The following is a 17,344-nucleotide window of genomic DNA, read 5'->3' on the forward strand; positions in this document are numbered from 1 at the left end:
CCCCACACCACTGATGCGTGCGGGAGGGGCGTTTCGACCCCTTGACCGCGCGCAGCATCGGGTGCAGGGCGGTGTCCGGGTACGCCGCCGGCCGTGGGACCGGGCCGGCGGGGCGTGGCGGCGCCGCCACGCCCCGCCGGCCTGACAGCGCCGTTCAGCACGTCTCGTTCGGTCCCCGTAGGGCGTGCGTCCGAGGCGTGAGACGCCGATGCCCCGCCCCTCGTGCCTTTCTCCAGCCCCTCTCTTATTCGCGATGGAGGGTCGCACAGGCTTGTTGCAGATGAGAGCCAGATCGCCCTACGGTGTCGCACATGCAGTCCTACACCCCCGGGCGGGCCGCACGGCTGCTCGGCGTCAGCCCGGACACCGCACGGCGCTGGGCGCACGCGGACCGCGTCGCGACGCACCGCCCGGTGTCGCTCCTCACCCGTGATGCCGTGGAGGAGCTGGGACTGGAAGTCGGCATGCAGGCCACCGCCCGCGTGAAATCGACCAGCGTGCACATCGATCGCACCTGACCACCCCTCACGCAGTGCCGCAGGACCATCGGCCGTCGGCGCGGCCGGCCTCCCACCGCACTTTCCGTCCGTTCCCAAGGAGTTCAGACCCTCATGTCCCTCACCCGCACGCTCGCCGGACGCCGTACGGCCGCCGCCGTCCTCACCGCCGCCCTGCTCGTCCCGCTCGCGGCCTGCTCGAACGACGACACCAGGATGGACACCGGCGGCTCCACCGCCTCCGGTTCCGCGAGCGCCGCGCCCCGGGCGAACCTGACGGTTCTCGCCGCGGCCTCCCTCACCGACGTCTTCAAGACGGCCGGCGCCGCCTACGAGAAGTCCCACCCGGGTACGAAACTCACCTTCTCCTTCGCCGGCTCGCAGGAGCTCGTCGCCCAGGTCTCGCAGGGTTCCCCCGCCGACGTCCTGGTCACCGCCGACACCAAGAGCATGGACAAGGTGAAGGCCGACACCGGTACCCCGGCGATCATCGCGAAGAACCGGCTCGTCATCGCCACCGGCAAGGGCAACCCGTTCAAGGTCGACGAGCTCAAGGACCTCGCGGACACCAAGCTCAAGGTCGTGCTCGCCGCGCCCGAGGTGCCGGCCGGCAAGTACAGCAAGAAGGTCCTCGACGCCCAGAACATCACCGTGAAGCCGGTCTCCCAGGAGCCGAACGTCCGCGCGGTGCTCAGCAAGGTCGAGCTCGGCGAGGCCGACGCCGGACTCGTCTACAAGACCGACGCGGAGAGCGCCGAGGACAAGGTCGACGCGGTCGAGATCCCCGACGCGCAGAACGCCATCGCCCAGTACCCGGCCGCCGCGCTCAAGGACTCGAAGAACGCCGAGGCCGCGGCCGCGTTCGTCGCCTGGCTGTCTTCGCCCGAGGGCCAGAAGATCCTCCAGGACGCCGGCTTCCAGAAGCCGTAGCGGATCTGGGATCGCTGCGATCGTGAGGGGCTGTCCGTATCGGGGGAACGGACAGCCCCTTCTCGTCATGCCCGTGCCTGATGCCCGTGCCTGTCAGGGGTCTTCGGCGAAGCGAACCCACGTGTCCGGCGGGGGTCGATCAGGCTGCGGCGAGGGAGATCTCGGTCGACTTGATCAGGGCGACGACGGAGGTACCGGCCCTGAGGCCGAGGTCCTCCACGGCGTCCTTGGTGATCGCGGCGGTGAGCTCCCCGCCCGCGACGGAGACCTTCACCGAGCTCATGGCGCCGCCGGTCGCCACCTCGGTGACGGAGCCGGCGAGCTGGTTGCGGAGGGAGATCCCCTCGACAGGGCCGGTCGCGAGGGCGACCTCGGTCGACTTCACCAGTGCCTTGACCCGGGAGCCCTCGTCCAGACCCAGGTCCTTGACGGCGTCGGCGGTGATGGCGGCGGTGATGTCCTGACCGCCGTCCAGGCGCACCTTCACGGACGCCATGGCCTCGCCCGTGGTGACCGCGGTGACGGTACCGGGGAGCTGGTTGCGGATGGACAGAGTCATGGCACACACGCCTTACATGGCCGGAAGCGTGCAGTAGTCACTCCTGTGACCTGCGCTACGGCCGACGCTACCGGAGGGGGGAGAGCGCTGCCTCACCGCGCTCACCCCGCCACAGTGATCCGCAGGCGTCAGCGGCCGAAAATGTCGATGTTCTCGACGAGCCAGCCGCCGTCGCGGTGCACGACGTCCACGGCGAACATGGCGCCCGCGTAGACGCCCTGGTCCTGGGCTTTCGGCTTCTGTTTCCCTCCGCCGGTCTTCCCGGTTCCGGCCGTGCTCACGCTGCTCTGGTCGGCGTAGACCAGGACCCGGGCTCGGTCGCCGTCGATCCGCTCGACGGCGCTGTCGGTGACCGTCGTCGTGATCACCGTCTTCTGCTGGGCCGCCTGGGCGAGCACCCCGGCGAACAGCGTGCGGTGCTGGGCCACGGCCTTGCCGGTGAGGAGGGTCTTGCCCGCCCGTTCGAAGGGGCCCGTGTCGGCGTGGTCGTACGAGAAGAGCGCGGCGACGGCCGCGGCGGTCTGCCCCTTGATCTCGCTGGTACGGGCGAGGTCGGTGAGGGCCGTGTTGCCGCGCGCGGGGTCGTCCCGGAGTTCTCCCGCCCTGCTGTGCGCCCATCCGGCGAACCCTCCGAGGAGGAGGGTCAGGACGCAGAGGATCAGGAGAGGGGCGAGGCGGCGCGGCTTCGGCTCCTCCTTGGCCGTCCGGTCGGAGGGCGCCGCTTCCGGGGTGCCCGAGCGGTCTGCGGCGGTTACCTCCGTCGGCTCTTCCCTCGCTCCCCGTACGGGCTTCACCGCCGGTCGCCGGCGGGGCCCGGAAGCCGGCTCGGTCAGGAGGTCGCCCGGGGTGTGGGTCGGCTGGTCGGCGAGGGCCTGGCGGCGGCGTTGGCGGTTGAGGTGGTGGCGGGGCGTCGGCATGGCGCGTGTCCTTTCGGGTGCTGGCGGCTCTCGCGTACGGTCCGGACCGGTCCGGTCAACCGGTCGCCGTGCCGCCCACGGGGGCCTGCCCCAGACCGCTGAGCTTCCACTGGCCGTCGGTGCGGGTGAGTTCGCCCAGCATGCGGCTGTCCTTCTCCGAGCTCTTGCTGTCGGGCGTCGTGACGGTGATGCGCAGCGCGACGAGCAGCCGGGCCCGCCCCGCCCGGTCGTCGAGTTCGGTGACGGCGCCGGACAGCACCCGGGCCGTGGTCACCGTCTTCGCGGTCTTCACCTGGCTGGTGAACTCCGTCCGTCCGTCGACGAGTTGCTTGTGCAGCTCGCCGGTCGTGGAGGACTCCCAGAGGTCCAGGCCCTGGTCCACGCGCCGGTGGTCGAGCGTGTTGAGGTTCTGCACGGCCTGCTCCCCCGCCGCGAGCGCCTCGTCGCGCTGCACGGCGTACGCGGCGGAGTCGTCGCGGGCCGCGGCGTACCAGCCCCGGCCCTCCCAGGCCGCGAAGCCGCCCGCGACGAGGGTGAGTACGAGGGCCGCGGCCAGGGCCGGCCGATTGCCCGCCGAGGCGCGGACCTGGCGTGTCATGGGGTTCTCCCGTCTCCCGCTCATCGTCAGCGGGCCTCGATGTCGACGATCAGCCACCGGTCTCCCTGGTACTTCGCGGTGACGGTGAGCTGGGCGGCGGCGGACGTGGCGGCGGCCTTGTCCCGTCGCGAGGTCTGGTCGAGGAACACGAGGAGGCGCGCGCTGTCCCCGTCGAGTTCGATCACCGCGGTGCGGACGGCCTGGGTGGAGAGGGTGATGCGCTGCTCCACCAGGTTCACGCGGACCTGGGCGAGCAGGTCGACGTACTGCCGGGCCGCTCGTCCGGCCAGCACGTTCCGGGCGGATCGTTCGGCCGCGCCGGTGTCGGCGGCCGTGTAGGAGAAGACCCGGGCGAGTCCTTCGGACACGTCGCCGCTGACGCGTGTGGTGGCTTCCGCGTCGGTGAGCGCCTGGTTGCGCGCCGACGGGGTCGACCGGAGCTGGTGGGCGGCGTGGAAGAAGCCGCTCCCGCCGAGGAGGAGGGCGGTGAGGGCAGCGGCCAGGGCGACCCTTCGCCACGCGGTGCCGGAGCGGCGGTCCTTCGTGTCCGTGGGTCCGCTCTCGTCTCCGCCCGAGGCCGCCGGTGAGTCCGTCGGATCCTCGCCCGTGGACTCGTTCTCGTCTCCGCCCGAGGCCGCCGGTGAGTCCGTCGGATCCTCGCCCGTGGACTCGTTCTCGTCTCCGCCCGTGGTCCCGGTAGCTTCCGGCGCGTCCGGCCCGTCGTCCCTGGCGGTCTCCGGTGTCTCTCCCCCGGCTGTCTCCGAGCCGTTCGTCCTGCCCAGCAGTCGCGTCATTCGTCCCCGCCCTTCTCCGCTCCTGCGACGGGCACCGCGCTCAGTGCGGCGACCCTCCACGTGTTCTCGCCCGTGCGCGTCAGGACGGCCTCCAGGCGTTTGCGGTCGGTGGTCGCGGTGGCGGCGCCGCGGGGGGTGACGTCGACGCGTACCGTCGCGATGAGTTTCGCCGTACCGGCTCTCGCGTCCAGCGCGGTGAGGGCGGCCTCGGTGACCGTGGCGCGTGCCGAGGCGCCCACCGTGGGCTCGGTGCGGCCCAGTTCGGTGCGGAGCGGTCCGGTGGCGGCGTCGCGCCAGGCCCGGATGCCCGCTTCGGCGCGTTCACGGGTCGAGGCGTCCAGTGTGTTGAGCACGGTGATGCGGGTGCGGCCCTCGGTGAGCGCGGTGTCGCGCTCCCGGCCGAAGGCGAGCTCGTCGTCGGTGCGGGCCTGGGCGTAGGTCCACGCGCCGGTCCCGCAGAATCCCAGGGCGACGACGAGTGCGCCGATGCCCAGGGCCTTCGCGCGGTTCATCGTGTGCTCCCGGTGTTCAGGCCGAGGAGGCCGGCCATGTCCGTCGGTCCGTCGCTCTGGCCGGGCAACGCAAGGGCGCCGGGCAGCGTCGGCTGTGTGCCCGTCGTGGTGCGGGCGCTGCCGGAGGGCAGCGAACCGGGCCGGGCCGGGGCGGGCACGCCACCGTTCTTGGGGGCGTGGGCCGAGCCGCGCACGTTGAGTCCCGTGGAGGCCGGGGCCGTGCAGGAGGCGCCGGTGTTGAGGGCGGGTGCGGTGCCCAGGTCGAGGCCGTTGCGGTAGCGCGTCCCGCCGTACCCGGAGGTGCAGGGCAGTGGCTTGAAGAAGGTGACGGCCATGCCGAAGTTCACGTGGCCTCCGTCGACGGTGGTGGCCCCCGCCGAGACGGCCGCCGGGAACTTGACGAGGAGTTCCTCGGTGCCGCGCTGTCGGGTGACGGCGATCTCCGAGGTGGTGAGGAGGTTGGCGAGGACGACGCTGAGGCTCGGGTCGAGGTCGCGCAGGAGGCCGCTGACCTGGCCGGCCGCGTCGGGCGTGACGGTCAGGAGGCGGCGCAGGTCGGCGTCGGAGCCCTTGAGGGTGGCGGCGAGGTCGCGGGCGCCGGTGGCGAAGTCGCGGATGGCGCGGCTCTCGTCGGCCTGGGTGCGCAGGACGACCTCGCCGTCGTCGATGAGCCGGGTGGTGGCCGGCAGGGACCGGTCGGCGGCCTGCACGAACCGGCTGCCGTTGTCGAGGAGGACCTGGAGGTCGTCGCCGTGTCCCTCGAAGGCCTTGCCGAGTTCGTCGACGACCGTGCGCAGGGACTCCAGGGGTACGGAGGTGGTGAGGTCGTTCATGCTCGCGAGCACGTCGGTGACGGGCGCCGGTACCTGTGTGTCGGACTGTTCGATGCGGGCGCCGTCGGCGAGGAAGGGGCCGCCGTCGCTCTCCGGGCGCAGGTCGATGTACTGCTCGCCGACGGCGGAGAGTCCGGCGACGACGGCGCGGGCGTCGGCGGGGATCCGGGGGGCGGAGTTCTTGATGCGGAGCTCGGCCACGACGCCTTCGGCGGTGAGGTCGATGGCTCCGACGCGCCCCACGGAGACGCCCCGGTAGGTGACGTCGGAGTGGGTGAACAGCCCTCCCGTACGGGCGAGATGGACGCGGACGGTGTAGTGGTCGGCGACGCCGGCGTACCGGCCGAGGTCGGCGTAGCGGACGCCGACGAAGCCGAGGACGAGCACGGCGATGACGAGGAACGCGAGGTTCTTCAGCCGTACGGTGCGGGTGATCACCGGTTCTCGCCTCCGTCCTTGGGTGCGGTGGCGGGCCCGGCCGTCGTGCCGGTCTGGACCGGGGGCAGCGGCAGCGGGGACCGTGGGCTCCGGGCGGCGGCGTCCGTCCCCGCCCGCCCGCGCGCGGTGGAGCCGGGGTCCGTCGGGGCGGGCGTCGGGGTGGGTTCCGCCTTGGGGATCAGGGGCGGGACGACCTCGGTCCCGGGGGCGGCGGCGAGGTGCAGGTAGGTGTTGAGGTAGTCGCCCTTGATGCCGCGCATCACCTCGTCGGTGAAGGGATACGTGAGGAGCACCTGGAGCGATTCAGGGAGGTCGGCACCGGCGTCCGCGAGTGCCGTCAGGGTCGGCGCGAGGGCCTTGAGGTCGGCGACCATGTCCTTCTTGCTCGCGTCGATGGTGGTGACGGCGACGCCGGACAGGGTGTCCAGGGCGCGCAGCATGGTCAGGAGGGAGCCTCGCTGGGTCTCCAGCGTCTTCAGGCCGGGCGAGAGGCCGGTGAGGATCGTGTCGACGTCCTTCTTGCGGCCGGCGAGGGTGGCGGAGAGCCGGTTGACGCCGTCGAGGGCGCGGGTGATGTCGCCGCGGTGCGCGTCCAGGTTCGTGACCAGGGTGTTCACGCGGTTCAGCATCGAGCGGACCTCGGGTTCGCGTCCGCCGAGCGTGGCATTGAGTTCCCGGGTGATGGTCTTGAGCTGGTTGACGCCGCCGCCGTTGAGCAGCAGGGACAGGGCGCCGAACACCTCCTCGACCTCCGTGTTGCGGCTGGTGCGGGCCAGCGGGATGACGCTGCCGTCGGTGAGGTGTCCGCCGCTGTCCTTCCGCGGGGCGACGAGCTGGATGTACTTCTCGCCGAGGAGGCTCGACTGTTCCAGGCGGGCGCCGGCGTCGGCGGGGAGCCGGACGTCGCCGTTGATCTTCAGGGTGACGCGGGCGGACCAGTTGCCGGTGCCGAGGTCGATGGCGGTGACGCGTCCGACGGCGACGTCGTTGACCTTGACCGCGGACTGCGGCACGAGGCTCAGTACGTCGTCGAGTTCGGCGGTGACCGTGTAGGGGTGGGTGCCGAGGTCGGCGCCGCCGGGCAGCGGGAGGTCCTCGATGCCGTCGAACCGGACGGGGTTCGCGGGGACCGCGCCGAGGACGACGGCGAGGCCGAGGCCGAGCGCGACCGCTCCGACGGCTCCGGCTCCGACGGCCTTGCGGGACGGCAGGCTGTCTCGGTTCACCGCTCCCCCTCTCCGGTGCGCGCCGTGGGACCGCCGGTCGCCGGCGCTCCGGTGCCGGCGGAGCCGCCGCCCGCAGGGTTTCCGGTCCCGGCGGAGCCGCCGGTCACGGGCAGCGGGAGCAGTGGTCCGCCCATGCTGATCTCGTTGAGGTTGGCGCGGCCGTCGAGGGTGCGGGTGTCCTTGTTGTACGCGTTGACGACGTTGCCGGCGGCGAGCGGGGCGACGTCGAGCGCCTCAGCGAGGGAGGCCCGCTGGTCGACGAGGGTCTGGGTGAGGGGCACGAGCCGGTCGATGTTCTTCTTCAGCTCGCCGCGGTTGTCCTTGATGAACGTCTTGACCTGGGCGAGTGCCTTGCCGAGCTCCTTGAGGGCGCCGGCGAGGTCGTTCTTGTTCTCGGCGAAGTAGCCGACGACCTCGTCCAGGCGTTCCTGTGCGGTGCGGACGTCGCCGTCCTTCTTCTTCAGCATGGTGGTGAAGGTCTGGAGCCGGCTGAGGCTGGTGAACAGGTTCTCGCTGCTGCCGTCGAGGGTCTTGGCGGCCTTGCCGAACTGTTCGATGGAGGTGCCGATGGCCGTGCCGTTGCCCTTGAGGTTCTTCGCTCCGGTGTCGAGGAGTTCGGAGAGGGCTCCGGCGGAGTTGGCGCCGTCGGGGCCGAGTGCCTTGCTCAGTTCGGTGATCGAGTCGTAGAGCTGGTCGATCTCGACGGGGGTGCGGTTGCGGGAGGCGGGCAGCTGGGCGCCGTCGGCGAGGGCGGGGCCGCTGCTGTAGGCGGGGGTGAGCTGGACGTACCGGTCGGCGACGATGCTCGGGGCGACGACGAGGGCCCGGGCGTCCGCGGGGACGCGTACGCCCTCGTCGAGGCGGAGTTCGACCCGTACGCGGGTGCCCTGCGGCTCCACGGATTCCACCTCTCCCACCCGTACGCCGAGGACGCGCAGGTCGGAGCCGGCGTAGATGCCGACCGCCCTGTCGAAGTAGGCGGTGACGCGGATGCCGTCCTCGTCGAGGACGCGTACGGCGACGAGGCCGCCGGCGGCGAGCACCGCGAGGGTGAGCCCGGCGACGAGGGGCTTTCTGAGCTTGGTCATCGTTCACCGCTCCCCTTGGCCGTCGCCGTCTGTTTCGGCGGCAGGCATCCGGTCTTGGGCTGCGAGGCCTCGGGCAGATAGGTGCGGGGCACCACGCCGCACAGGTAGCTGTCGAACCAGCGGCCGCTGCCGAGGGTGTTGCCGACGAGCCGGTAGTACGGGCCGATGAGCGCGAGCGTCTTGTCGAGCTGGCCGCTGTTCTTCTCCAGGACGCCGGTGACGCGGCTGAGGGCCTTGAGGGTGGGGCCGAGCTGTTTGTCGTTGTCGCCGACGAGGCCGCTCAGCTCGGTGCCGAGGTCGCGGCTGCCCTTGAGGAGGGCGCGGATGGCCTCGCGGCGCTTCCTGAGTTCGCCGAGCAGCGAACCGCCGTCCTCCAGGAGGATCTCGAAGCTGGACTTCTTGTCCGCCAGGGTCTTGGTGAACTTCTTGCTGTTCTCCAGGAGCCGGGCGAGCTCGGTGTCGCGCTTGGAGACGGACTTCGAGAGTTCGGAGAGGCCGGTGGCGGCGTTGCGTACGTGGGGCGGCGAGTTCTTGAAGGTGTCGGAGATCGTCTGGAAGCTCTCCGCGAGCTTCCCGGTGTCGATGGCGTCGACGGTGCCGCTGAGGTCCTGGAAGGCCTGCGTCACGTCGTACGGGGACGTGGTGCGGGACTGCGGGATGCGGGTTCCGGGGTCCTGGGGGGCGGAGCCCAGCGGGTCGAGCGCCAGGTACTTCTCGCCGAGGAGGGTCTTGATGGCGATGGCGGCGGTCGACCGGTCGCCGATCCAGGCGTCGCCGACCTCGAACGTCACCTTGACCTTGGGTCCGTCGAGGGCGACTTCGGTGACCTTGCCGACCTTGACCCCGGCGATGCGGACCTCGTCGCCGGCGTCGAGTCCGGCGGCCTCGGTGAAGTCGGCGCTGTAGGCGGTGTCGCCGCCGACGAGGGGGAGCCGTTCCACGTTGTACGCGAGGGCGGCCATGAGGGCGAGGATCAGCAGTCCGACGACGGCGACGGCGACGGGACTGCGTTCCTTGACCGGCTTGGGGCGGCCGAGCGGGCTCATCCGCGGCACCTCGTCTCGGTCACGGCGATGCCGGTCGGCGGCTTGGAGCCGTCGGACGTTCCGACGCCGGTCACGCGCGCCTCGCAGAGGTAGAGGTTGAACCACGAGCCGTACGAGGAGAGCCGGGCCAGGGCCGTCATCTTGCCGGGGTTGTTGGCGAGGAAGGCCTCGATGCTCGGGGTGTGGTCGCCGAGGGTGCCCGAGAGCCGGCCCAGTTCGCGGATGTCCTTCTTGAGGGGGGCACGCCCCTCCTGGAGGATTCCGGCGGTCGTCGTGGTGAGGTCGCCGATGGCCTTGACGGCCTCGCCGAGGGGTTTGCGGTCGGTGTTGAAGCCGGTGACGAGTCTCTGGAGGGTGACGACGAGGTCGTTGAAACCGGCCTCACGGTTGTTGAGGGTGGTCAGGACGGTGTTGAGGTGGGTGACGACCTCGCCGATGACCTTGTCCTTGGCGGCCACCGTCCTGGTGAGGGAGCCGATGTGCCGGAGGAGGCTGTCGACGGTTCCGCTCTCGCCCTGGAGGACCTGCACGAGTGATCCGGCGAGGTCGTTGACGTCGGCGGGCGAGAGCCCTTCGAAGAGCGGCTTGAATCCGTTGAACAGCAGGGTGAGGTCGAGTGCGGGTGTGGTGCGGTCGAGCGGGATGGTGTCGCCGGCCTCCAGGGTGCCGGTGAGGTCGCCGCTGCCCCGGCCGAGGGAGACGTACCGCTGGCCGACCATGTTGAGGTACTTCACGGCGGCGGTCGCCGACCGGGGCAGGGAGCGGTCCTCGCGGACCGAGAAGGTGACCTGGGCGGTGCGCCGTTCGACGACGCGCACGTCGGTCACCTCTCCGACCTTCACTCCGGCGATGCGCACGGAGTCGCCTTCGACGAGCCCGGTGACGTCGGTGAACAGCGCCTTGTACGAGCGGGTGGCGGAGCCGACGCCGGTGTTGGCGATGCTGAAGCCGAGGACGGTGGTGGCAAGGGCTGTGACCAGGACGAACGCGAGGGACTTCAGGAGTGTCCCGCTGAGGCCGCGGCGTCGCGTGTGGCTGGGTCGCGTCGTCATCGGAGGGTCACCTCCGCGCCTCGGAACGCCGGGCCGGCCAGCAGGCTGCTCCAGTCCGGCAGGTCGCCGGGCCGCTTCTTCGCCGCGGGCGCGAGCAGTTCGTTGACGAGGTCGTTCTCCTGCGGGGAGTTGGCGGGCCCGAGGTCCTGGTCGGCCGCCGCCGACGCCCGGGTCGCGGGCTGGAGCGGGATGCCGAGGTAGGGCACGGGGTAGCAGTGCGGGCCGCCGCCGGAGCCGTACGAGGGTGTGTCACGGCCGGGGACGTACGCGCCGCGCGAGGGGACGGTCGTCACGTCGACGTGCAGTCCGGGCTGGTCGGTGCCCTTGCCGAGGGCCTTGTCCATCGCGGGCACGAACTGGGCGAGGGTGCGCAGCGTGCAGGGGAAGGACGGGGAGTACTCGGCGAGCAGGTCGAGGGTGGGCCTGCTGGTGGCACTGAGCCGGATGATGTTGCTCTTGTTCTGCCGCAGGAAGGCGGTCAGGTCCTGCGCCGTCCGGGTGGTGGCGCCGAGGGTGCCGGCCAGCTCGCCCTCCTTCTCGGCGAGGGTGCCGCTGGTGGTGGTGAAGTCGGTGAGCGCCGTGACGATGTCGGGGGCGGCGTCCGCGTAGAGGTGGCTGACCTTCACGAGTTCTTTCAGGTCGCGGGTGAGGGCGGGCAGGTGGGGGTTGAACTCTCGTAGATGGGCGTCGAGTCGGGCGAGGGTCTCGCCGAGCTTGTCGCCGCGCCCCTCCAGGGCGCGGGAGACGGCGGACAGGGTCGCCGACAGCTTCTGCGGCTGGACCGCGGTGAGCAGGGGCAGGACGTTGTCGAGGACCTGCTGGAGTTCCACGGCGTTGCTCGAGCGGTCCTCGGGGATGACGTCTCCGGGCCCCAGCGGTCGCGCGGAGGCGTTCGCGGGCGGTACGAGCGCCACGAACCGCTCGCCGAAGAGGGTCGTGGGCAGCATCTGCGCGCGGACGTCGGAGGGGACGTGGCGGAGGGTTCCGGGCCGCATGGCGAGGGTGAGCCGGGCTCCGCCGTCGGTGGCGTCGATGGCGCGGACCTCGCCGATGACGACGCCGCGCAGTTTCACCTCGGCACCGAGGTGCATCTCGTTTCCGACGCTGCCGGTCTCGACGACGACCGGGTCGGAGTCGGTGAAGCGTTTGTCGTAGACGGCGACCGCCAGCGAGGCGAGCAGGGCGGGCACCAGCAGGAAGACGACGCCGGCGAACCTGCGGCGCAGGGTCTCGGCACGTGAGTCGCTCATCTCACCCCGCCACCTTCACGGTCGTGGTCGCGCCCCAGAGGGCAAGCGACAGGAAGAAGTCGGTGACGCTGATCAGCACGATGGCGTTGCGTACGGAGCGGCCGACCGCGATGCCGACGCCGGCGGGGCCGCCGGAGGCGCGGAAGCCGTAGTAGCAGTGGGCGATGATCACCATCACGCTGAAGATCAGCACTTTCAGCACCGAGAGGAGGACGTCCGTCGGTGACAGGAAGAGGTTGAAGTAGTGGTCGTACGTTCCCTGCGACTGGCCGTTGAAGAGGACCGTCACGTAGCGGGAGGCCAGGTAGGAGGAGACCAGACCGACCGCGTAGAGCGGGACGATGGCGACGACGCCCGCGATGATGCGGGTGGTGACCAGGTACGGCATGGAGCGGATGCCCATGCCTTCCAGGGCGTCGACCTCCTCGTTGATGCGCATGGCGCCGAGCTGGGCGGTGAATCCGGCGCCGACGGTCGCGGAGAGGGCGAGTCCGGCGACGAGCGGGGCGATCTCGCGGGTGTTGAAGTAGGCGGACACGAAGCCGGTGAACGCGGCGGTGCCGATCTGTTCGAGGGCCGCGTAGCCCTGGAGGCCGACGACGGTGCCGGTGAACAGCGTCATCGCGATCATGACGCCGATGGTGCCGCCGATGACGCCGAGGCCACCGGAGCCGAAGGCGACCTCGGCGAGCAGTCGTTGCACCTCCTTGAGGTAGCGGTGCAGTGTCCGCGGGATCCACAGCAGGGCTCTGACGTAGAACAGGAGCTGGTCACCGGACCGGTCGAGCCAGAGGAACGGGGAGGCCATCGGTCTCAGCCTCCCTTCGGCGGGACGATCTGCAGGTAGATGCCCGTCAGCACCATGTTCACGAAGAACAGCAGCATGAAGGTGATGACGACGGACTGGTTGACGGCGTCGCCGACGCCTTTGGGCCCACCGCGGGGGTTGAGTCCCCGGTAGGCGGCGACGATGCCCGCGATGAACCCGAAGATGAGGGCCTTCAGTTCGCTGATGTAGAGGTCGGGCAGCTGGGCGAGGGCGGAGAAGCTGGAGAGGTAGGCGCCGGGGGTGCCGCCCTGGAGGACGATGTTGAAGAAGTAGCCGCCCAGGGTGCCGACGACGGAGACCATGCCGTTGAGGAGGACGGCGACCGCCATGGTGGCGAGGACGCGCGGGACGACCAGTCTTTGGACGGGTGAGACGCCCATGACCTCCATCGCGTCCAGCTCCTCCCGGATCTTGCGGGAGCCGAGGTCGGCGCAGATGGCGGAGCCGCCGGCGCCGGCGATCAGGAGGGCCACGATGAGGGGGCTGGCCTGCTGGATGACGGCGAGGACGCTGGCGCCGCCGGTGAACGACTGGGCGCCCAGCTGCTGGGTGAGCGAGCCGACCTGGAGGGCGATGACGGCGCCGAACGGGATGGAGACGAGTGCGGCGGGCAGGATGGTGACGCTCGCGACGAACCAGAACTGCTCGATGAACTCCCGGAACTGGAAGGGCCGCCGGAAGACGGCCCGGCTCACCTCGGCGGCGAGGGCGAAGAGGCGGCCGGTCTGCCGCAGGGCGCCGGTGATCACGAGCCGCTCCCGGCGGCCGGCATGGTCAGGGTGGGCGCCGCGGCGCTGCGCGCGTAGGTGTCGCGGATGGCGGCGCGGGCGGCGGGCGGCAGCTCGTCGAGCATGCCGAGGACGCGCTCCCGCCGCCGGGTGACGGCCGATCGGGGCGGCAGGCCGGGTGAGGGTTCCAGCTGCGGGACGATGACGCGGGGGGCCGTCGAGTGGCCGGCGGGGTTGCCCGCCTCCGCGGCGAGGAGGGCCGCGTCCTTCTCCTCGGACATGCCGATGGGGCCTTCGCGGCGGCCGGCGAGGAACTGGGTGACGACCGGTTCGTCGCTGGTGAGGAGCACCTCGCGGGGCCCGAAGGTGACGAGCCTGCGCCGGAAGAACATCCCCATGTTGTCGGGGACGGTGGCGGCGATGTCGAGGTTGTGGGTGACGATCAGCATCGTCGCGTCGATCCGCGCGTTGAGGTCGATGAGGAGCTGGGACAGGTAGGCGGTGCGGACGGGGTCGAGCCCGGAGTCCGGTTCGTCGCACAGGACGATCTGCGGGTCGAGCACGAGCGCACGGGCCAGCCCGGCGCGTTTGCGCATGCCGCCGCTGATCTCGCCCGGGAGCTTGTCCTCGGCGCCCAGCAGGCCGACGAGTTCGATCCGCTCCATGACGATGCGCCGGATCTCGGACTCCCGCTTGCGGGTGTGTTCGCGCAGCGGGAAGGCGATGTTGTCGAAGAGGCTCATGGAGCCGAACAGGGCGCCGTCCTGGAACATGAGGCCGAAGAGTTTGCGGGTCTCGTAGATGTCCCGTTCGGGGCTGCTGACCATGTCGACACCGTTGATGAGGACACGGCCCTGCTGCGGTTTCAGCAGCCCGATGAGCGATTTCAGGAAGACCGTCTTCCCGGTACCGGAAGGGCCGAGCATGACGCTGACCTCTCCGGCCGGCAGGGTCAGCGACACGTCCTGCCAGATGTTCTGCTTGCCAAAGGACATGGTCAGACCCTCAACGACTACTTCGATTCCCATCCCACCTCCAGCAAGCGTGCGTCGGGTGTGCGCCGCGGGCGCACGTTAAGCCGGTGCGGATCACCCGGACAATAGGCGTGGCGCACATTTCTTGATCCGCTCCCGCGTTTGTCACCGCGGAGACAAAACCGGGAGCGGCTTTTGTCTCCGGCGAGACAGAGTGGTGCTCCGACCTGCGATTCACTGTCGGCCAGGGGAACGTTACGGCCGAGTAACCTGCCTCGGCAATACCGGGTTCCGAGTTTTCCCGAGACGGAATCGAACGGCGGAATATTTATCAGTCGGGAGACAGATTCGCCGCGCCGCTTGTCACGGGAGAGAGCGCTTGCACACGCCGGCGGGACGCAGGTGGTCACGGAATCCAGATCCGCCCCGAAGATTCAGGGTGATCGATCAGAATTGTCGACATTACGCACCCCGGAACCAAGCGGATTCCCGCCATCGCTCACCCGCTTGACAGGCAATAGGGCATCTCCAAAGAATCATGGGCTGCGCCATTGTTCAGCTAAGTTTCCCGCAAGTAACGTCTGGTTTCGCGGCCGAGAAACGACGGGCCGCCGGCCTCGACCCCCACCGCGGCCATCCCTCTGCCGGTGAATCCCCAAGGAGAGTCCCAGAGCCATGAAGAAGCCGATCAGAAACCTCGCCGTCGTCGCCGGAGCCGCCTCGGCCGCGTTCGCCCTGGCCGTGAGCCCCGCCTCGGCGGTGGCCTCCACGGTCTGGACCGTCAGTCCGTCCCCGGCCAGCATCACCGCCGTCAACAGCGGGAACATCGTCCTCAGCGTCAACGGCATCGCCATGACGTGTACCAAGTCGAACGGTTCGGGCACGGGGCAGAGCACCACGGGCAACCCGGCCACCGTCGGCACCATCAACTCCATCGCCTTCGGCGTCTCCGGGACGCCCTGCACCAGCGTGCTGGGCCCCGTGACCGCCGTCCCGACCACCCCCTGGACGATCGTGGCGCAGGACTACACCGCCTCGACCGGCGTCACCAAGGGCTACGTCGGCAACGTCGACGCCACGGTGACCGTCGGCGCCTGTGTCTTCCGCGTGACGGGCAAGGCGTCCAGCTCGTACACCAACTCGACGGGCGCGCTCGCCGTCAACAGCCTCGCGGGCGAGCTCACCGTCGTCTCGTCGAGCGGCTGCGGTTCGGCCGTCCCGGTCGGCGCCAAGCCCACCTTCAAGGGCACGTACCTCTTCAAGGCGGGCACCGCCATCCCGACGATCGTCGGTTCCAACCCGTAAGGACGCAGGAACCCGCGTCCGTCCGGCCGGCGGCCCCGGCCGGGCGGACGCGGCCCTGTCCGCGCCCTCCGCCGGCCTCCCTTCCCCGCCGGCCCACGAACGACCCGAGCGGAGCAACAGATGAGAGGCCCCGGGCCCACCCCTCGACCGTCCCGTATCCGCGCACGCGGCGCGACGATCGCCGCGTTCGTGGCGCTCGCCCCCCTGCTCCCGGCGGCGGCCGTCGCCGTGGGGACACTGAAGGTCGACACCGCGCTGCCCTACGTCTGCACGCTGCCCTCGGGACCCCAGCCGGTGACGGTACGGATCGCGGCGGCCCTCCCCGAACGGGCGGCCGTCGGCGCGGAGATCCGTCCCACGGACGTCACCACGACGGTGGAACTCCCCGCGACGGCCGTGGCCGAGCTCACCGCGCTCAAGGCCGCCACCGTACGGGCCGAGACGCGGCTCACGGTCGGCGTGGCCCAGAACGAGCAGCGCACGGACGCCACTTGGAGCGGGACGACGCAGCCCCTCGCCGTACCCGCCGAGGGGCCTCTCGTGTTCACCACGACCGGCGATGTGCCGATCCTGACGACGGACAGGGCCGGCGACCTGGCCCTCACCGCCGGGGGTCTCGCCGTCGATCTCGCCCCGAGCACGGCCGACGGGGCGGCCACCACCCCCGCCTCCCTCTCCGTCACCTGCGCCCCAGGCCCGGACGCGGAGGGCCGTACGGTGCTCGCCACGGTTCCGGTCGGTTCCGACTCCGGCACCGGGGAGCCGAGCACCCCTGCCCCCACGTCGCCGACCGCCCCTTCGTCCTCCCCGTCCTCCCCCTCCTCCAGGCCGTCGTTCCCGACGGACCGGAAGGGCCCGGTCAGTCCGCCGGGAGCCGGGGGCGGGTCGCTTACCGCCCCGAAGGACCCACGGACAGGACACCAGGCGGACAAGGGCCTGGCAGTGACCGACGACGTCACACCCGGTACCGCGGCGGCCCGGCCGGCCGCACCGCCCTGCGTGACCGAGAAGCCGACCCCCACGTCGCTGTCGGCGTACATCACCGGCTACTCCAACGTACGGAAACTCAACGGCGCCAACATCATTCCGGTGTCCTGCGTCCTGATCGAGCAGGGCGAGCCGCAGTTCGACCCCCGGCCGGACGGAAGCTTCCACCTCCTCACCCCGTCGACGGGAAACCTCTCCTACCAGGGGCGCAAGCAGACCCCGCCGTTCCAGGCCACCTTCCTGACGTTCGGCTTCGCGCCGGCCACGGCCACCATGGTCCTGGAGCAGACGGGGCCCCTGACCGTCGACTCGGACGTCCTCCTGGTCTTCCCCGACAACCTCTCGGAGACCTACATCCGCGCCCGCTTCGTGCTGCGCGTGCTCGACGTCCGGGTCAACGGAACGCGCCTCGACGTCGGCCCCTCCTGCCGCACCGAGAAGCCGCTCACCTCCCCCGAGCCCGACCCCGCCAAGTACCCCGGGGACCACCTCGTGCTCCTGGGCAAGGGGCAGCTCATCAACGGCACGGACGCCACCGGCTACCTCCTCACCGGCGGCGGCCCCCTCACCGGCGAGGTGACCATCCCCGCCTTCAAGGGCTGCGGCGCCGGCGGTGAGAACCTCGACCGGCTCCTCACCGCGTCCATCTCCGGCCCCGGCAACTACATCAAGCAGATCCAGGGCCAGACCTGCGCCGTGGGTGTCGACGTGCCCACCGAGGGCCAGTGCACCGAGGACCGTCAGCCGTACGTGGTCCCCAAGCCCGAACGCTGAACCGACC

General features: G+C 70.9%; 18 protein-coding genes. 4 read left to right on the forward strand and 14 right to left on the reverse strand.

Annotation, left to right across the window (positions count from 1 at the left end; genetic code table 11):
* Window positions 1–311: 311 nt before the first annotated feature.
* The gene (locus ACN9M0_RS01010) at window positions 312–518 is read left to right on the forward strand and encodes a TOBE domain-containing protein (protein WP_426402913.1); all 207 of its coding nucleotides are present in this window, start codon (window positions 312–314) and stop codon (window positions 516–518) included.
* A gap of 93 nt (window positions 519–611) precedes the next feature.
* Entirely contained in the window at window positions 612–1,427 is an 816-nt protein-coding gene (gene modA / locus ACN9M0_RS01015; RefSeq protein WP_426402914.1) for a molybdate ABC transporter substrate-binding protein, read from the forward strand.
* A gap of 139 nt (window positions 1,428–1,566) precedes the next feature.
* On the opposite strand, the gene ACN9M0_RS01020 is transcribed toward modA, so the two are convergent.
* The 14 genes from ACN9M0_RS01020 to ACN9M0_RS01085 form a co-directional block, all read right to left on the reverse strand.
* Window positions 1,567–1,986 carry a TOBE domain-containing protein gene (locus tag ACN9M0_RS01020; protein ID WP_426402915.1) on the reverse strand — a complete coding sequence of 140 codons (420 nt, stop codon included), beginning with the start codon at window positions 1,984–1,986 and terminating at the stop codon, window positions 1,567–1,569.
* Window positions 1,987–2,114: 128 nt separating this feature from the next.
* Window positions 2,115–2,903: a hypothetical protein gene (locus ACN9M0_RS01025; protein WP_366040366.1), complete on the reverse strand. Its 789-nt coding sequence runs from the start codon at window positions 2,901–2,903 to the stop codon at window positions 2,115–2,117.
* 55 nt (window positions 2,904–2,958) lie between these two features.
* The gene (locus tag ACN9M0_RS01030) at window positions 2,959–3,501 is read right to left on the reverse strand and encodes a hypothetical protein (protein WP_426402916.1); all 543 of its coding nucleotides are present in this window, start codon (window positions 3,499–3,501) and stop codon (window positions 2,959–2,961) included.
* A gap of 26 nt (window positions 3,502–3,527) precedes the next feature.
* Complete coding sequence (locus tag ACN9M0_RS01035) at window positions 3,528–4,295, reverse strand: hypothetical protein (protein WP_426402917.1); 768 nt, start codon at window positions 4,293–4,295, stop codon at window positions 3,528–3,530.
* The gene (locus tag ACN9M0_RS01040) at window positions 4,292–4,807 is read right to left on the reverse strand and encodes a hypothetical protein (RefSeq protein WP_366040369.1); all 516 of its coding nucleotides are present in this window, start codon (window positions 4,805–4,807) and stop codon (window positions 4,292–4,294) included. Before ACN9M0_RS01040 ends, ACN9M0_RS01035 begins: the two co-directional genes overlap by 4 nt.
* On the reverse strand, window positions 4,804–6,078 hold the full coding sequence (locus tag ACN9M0_RS01045; RefSeq protein ID WP_426402918.1) for an MCE family protein: 1,275 nt from the start codon (window positions 6,076–6,078) through the stop codon (window positions 4,804–4,806). Before ACN9M0_RS01045 ends, ACN9M0_RS01040 begins: the two co-directional genes overlap by 4 nt.
* Window positions 6,075–7,304: an MCE family protein gene (locus tag ACN9M0_RS01050; RefSeq protein ID WP_366040371.1), complete on the reverse strand. Its 1,230-nt coding sequence runs from the start codon at window positions 7,302–7,304 to the stop codon at window positions 6,075–6,077. Before ACN9M0_RS01050 ends, ACN9M0_RS01045 begins: the two co-directional genes overlap by 4 nt.
* On the reverse strand, window positions 7,301–8,392 hold the full coding sequence (locus ACN9M0_RS01055; RefSeq protein WP_366040372.1) for an MCE family protein: 1,092 nt from the start codon (window positions 8,390–8,392) through the stop codon (window positions 7,301–7,303). Before ACN9M0_RS01055 ends, ACN9M0_RS01050 begins: the two co-directional genes overlap by 4 nt.
* Complete coding sequence (locus ACN9M0_RS01060) at window positions 8,389–9,438, reverse strand: MCE family protein (protein ID WP_366040373.1); 1,050 nt, start codon at window positions 9,436–9,438, stop codon at window positions 8,389–8,391. The genes ACN9M0_RS01055 and ACN9M0_RS01060 overlap by 4 nt, the downstream gene beginning before the upstream one ends.
* The gene (locus ACN9M0_RS01065; protein WP_426402919.1) at window positions 9,435–10,490 is read right to left on the reverse strand and encodes an MCE family protein; all 1,056 of its coding nucleotides are present in this window, start codon (window positions 10,488–10,490) and stop codon (window positions 9,435–9,437) included. The genes ACN9M0_RS01060 and ACN9M0_RS01065 overlap by 4 nt, the downstream gene beginning before the upstream one ends.
* The gene (locus ACN9M0_RS01070) at window positions 10,487–11,740 is read right to left on the reverse strand and encodes an MCE family protein (RefSeq protein ID WP_426402920.1); all 1,254 of its coding nucleotides are present in this window, start codon (window positions 11,738–11,740) and stop codon (window positions 10,487–10,489) included. Before ACN9M0_RS01070 ends, ACN9M0_RS01065 begins: the two co-directional genes overlap by 4 nt.
* Before the next feature lies 1 nt (window position 11,741).
* Entirely contained in the window at window positions 11,742–12,548 is an 807-nt protein-coding gene (locus ACN9M0_RS01075; protein WP_426402921.1) for an MlaE family ABC transporter permease, read from the reverse strand.
* A gap of 5 nt (window positions 12,549–12,553) precedes the next feature.
* Entirely contained in the window at window positions 12,554–13,318 is a 765-nt protein-coding gene (locus ACN9M0_RS01080; protein ID WP_030212814.1) for an MlaE family ABC transporter permease, read from the reverse strand.
* Window positions 13,315–14,325 carry an ABC transporter ATP-binding protein gene (locus ACN9M0_RS01085; RefSeq protein WP_426402922.1) on the reverse strand — a complete coding sequence of 337 codons (1,011 nt, stop codon included), beginning with the start codon at window positions 14,323–14,325 and terminating at the stop codon, window positions 13,315–13,317. The genes ACN9M0_RS01080 and ACN9M0_RS01085 overlap by 4 nt, the downstream gene beginning before the upstream one ends.
* Before the next feature lie 621 nt (window positions 14,326–14,946).
* Here ACN9M0_RS01085 and ACN9M0_RS01090 point away from each other — a divergent pair.
* Together ACN9M0_RS01090 and ACN9M0_RS01095 are read left to right on the forward strand one after the other, a co-directional pair.
* Window positions 14,947–15,576 (forward strand): hypothetical protein, encoded by a 630-nt coding sequence (locus tag ACN9M0_RS01090; RefSeq protein ID WP_366040378.1) that lies wholly within the window; start codon window positions 14,947–14,949, stop codon window positions 15,574–15,576.
* Between the two features lie 120 nt (window positions 15,577–15,696).
* On the forward strand, window positions 15,697–17,337 hold the full coding sequence (locus ACN9M0_RS01095) for a DUF6801 domain-containing protein (RefSeq protein ID WP_426402923.1): 1,641 nt from the start codon (window positions 15,697–15,699) through the stop codon (window positions 17,335–17,337).
* The last annotated feature ends 7 nt before the right edge of the window (window positions 17,338–17,344 follow it).

The sequence above is a fragment of the Streptomyces sp. R-07 genome (assembly GCF_049913175.1).
Lineage (GTDB): Bacteria > Actinomycetota > Actinomycetes > Streptomycetales > Streptomycetaceae > Streptomyces.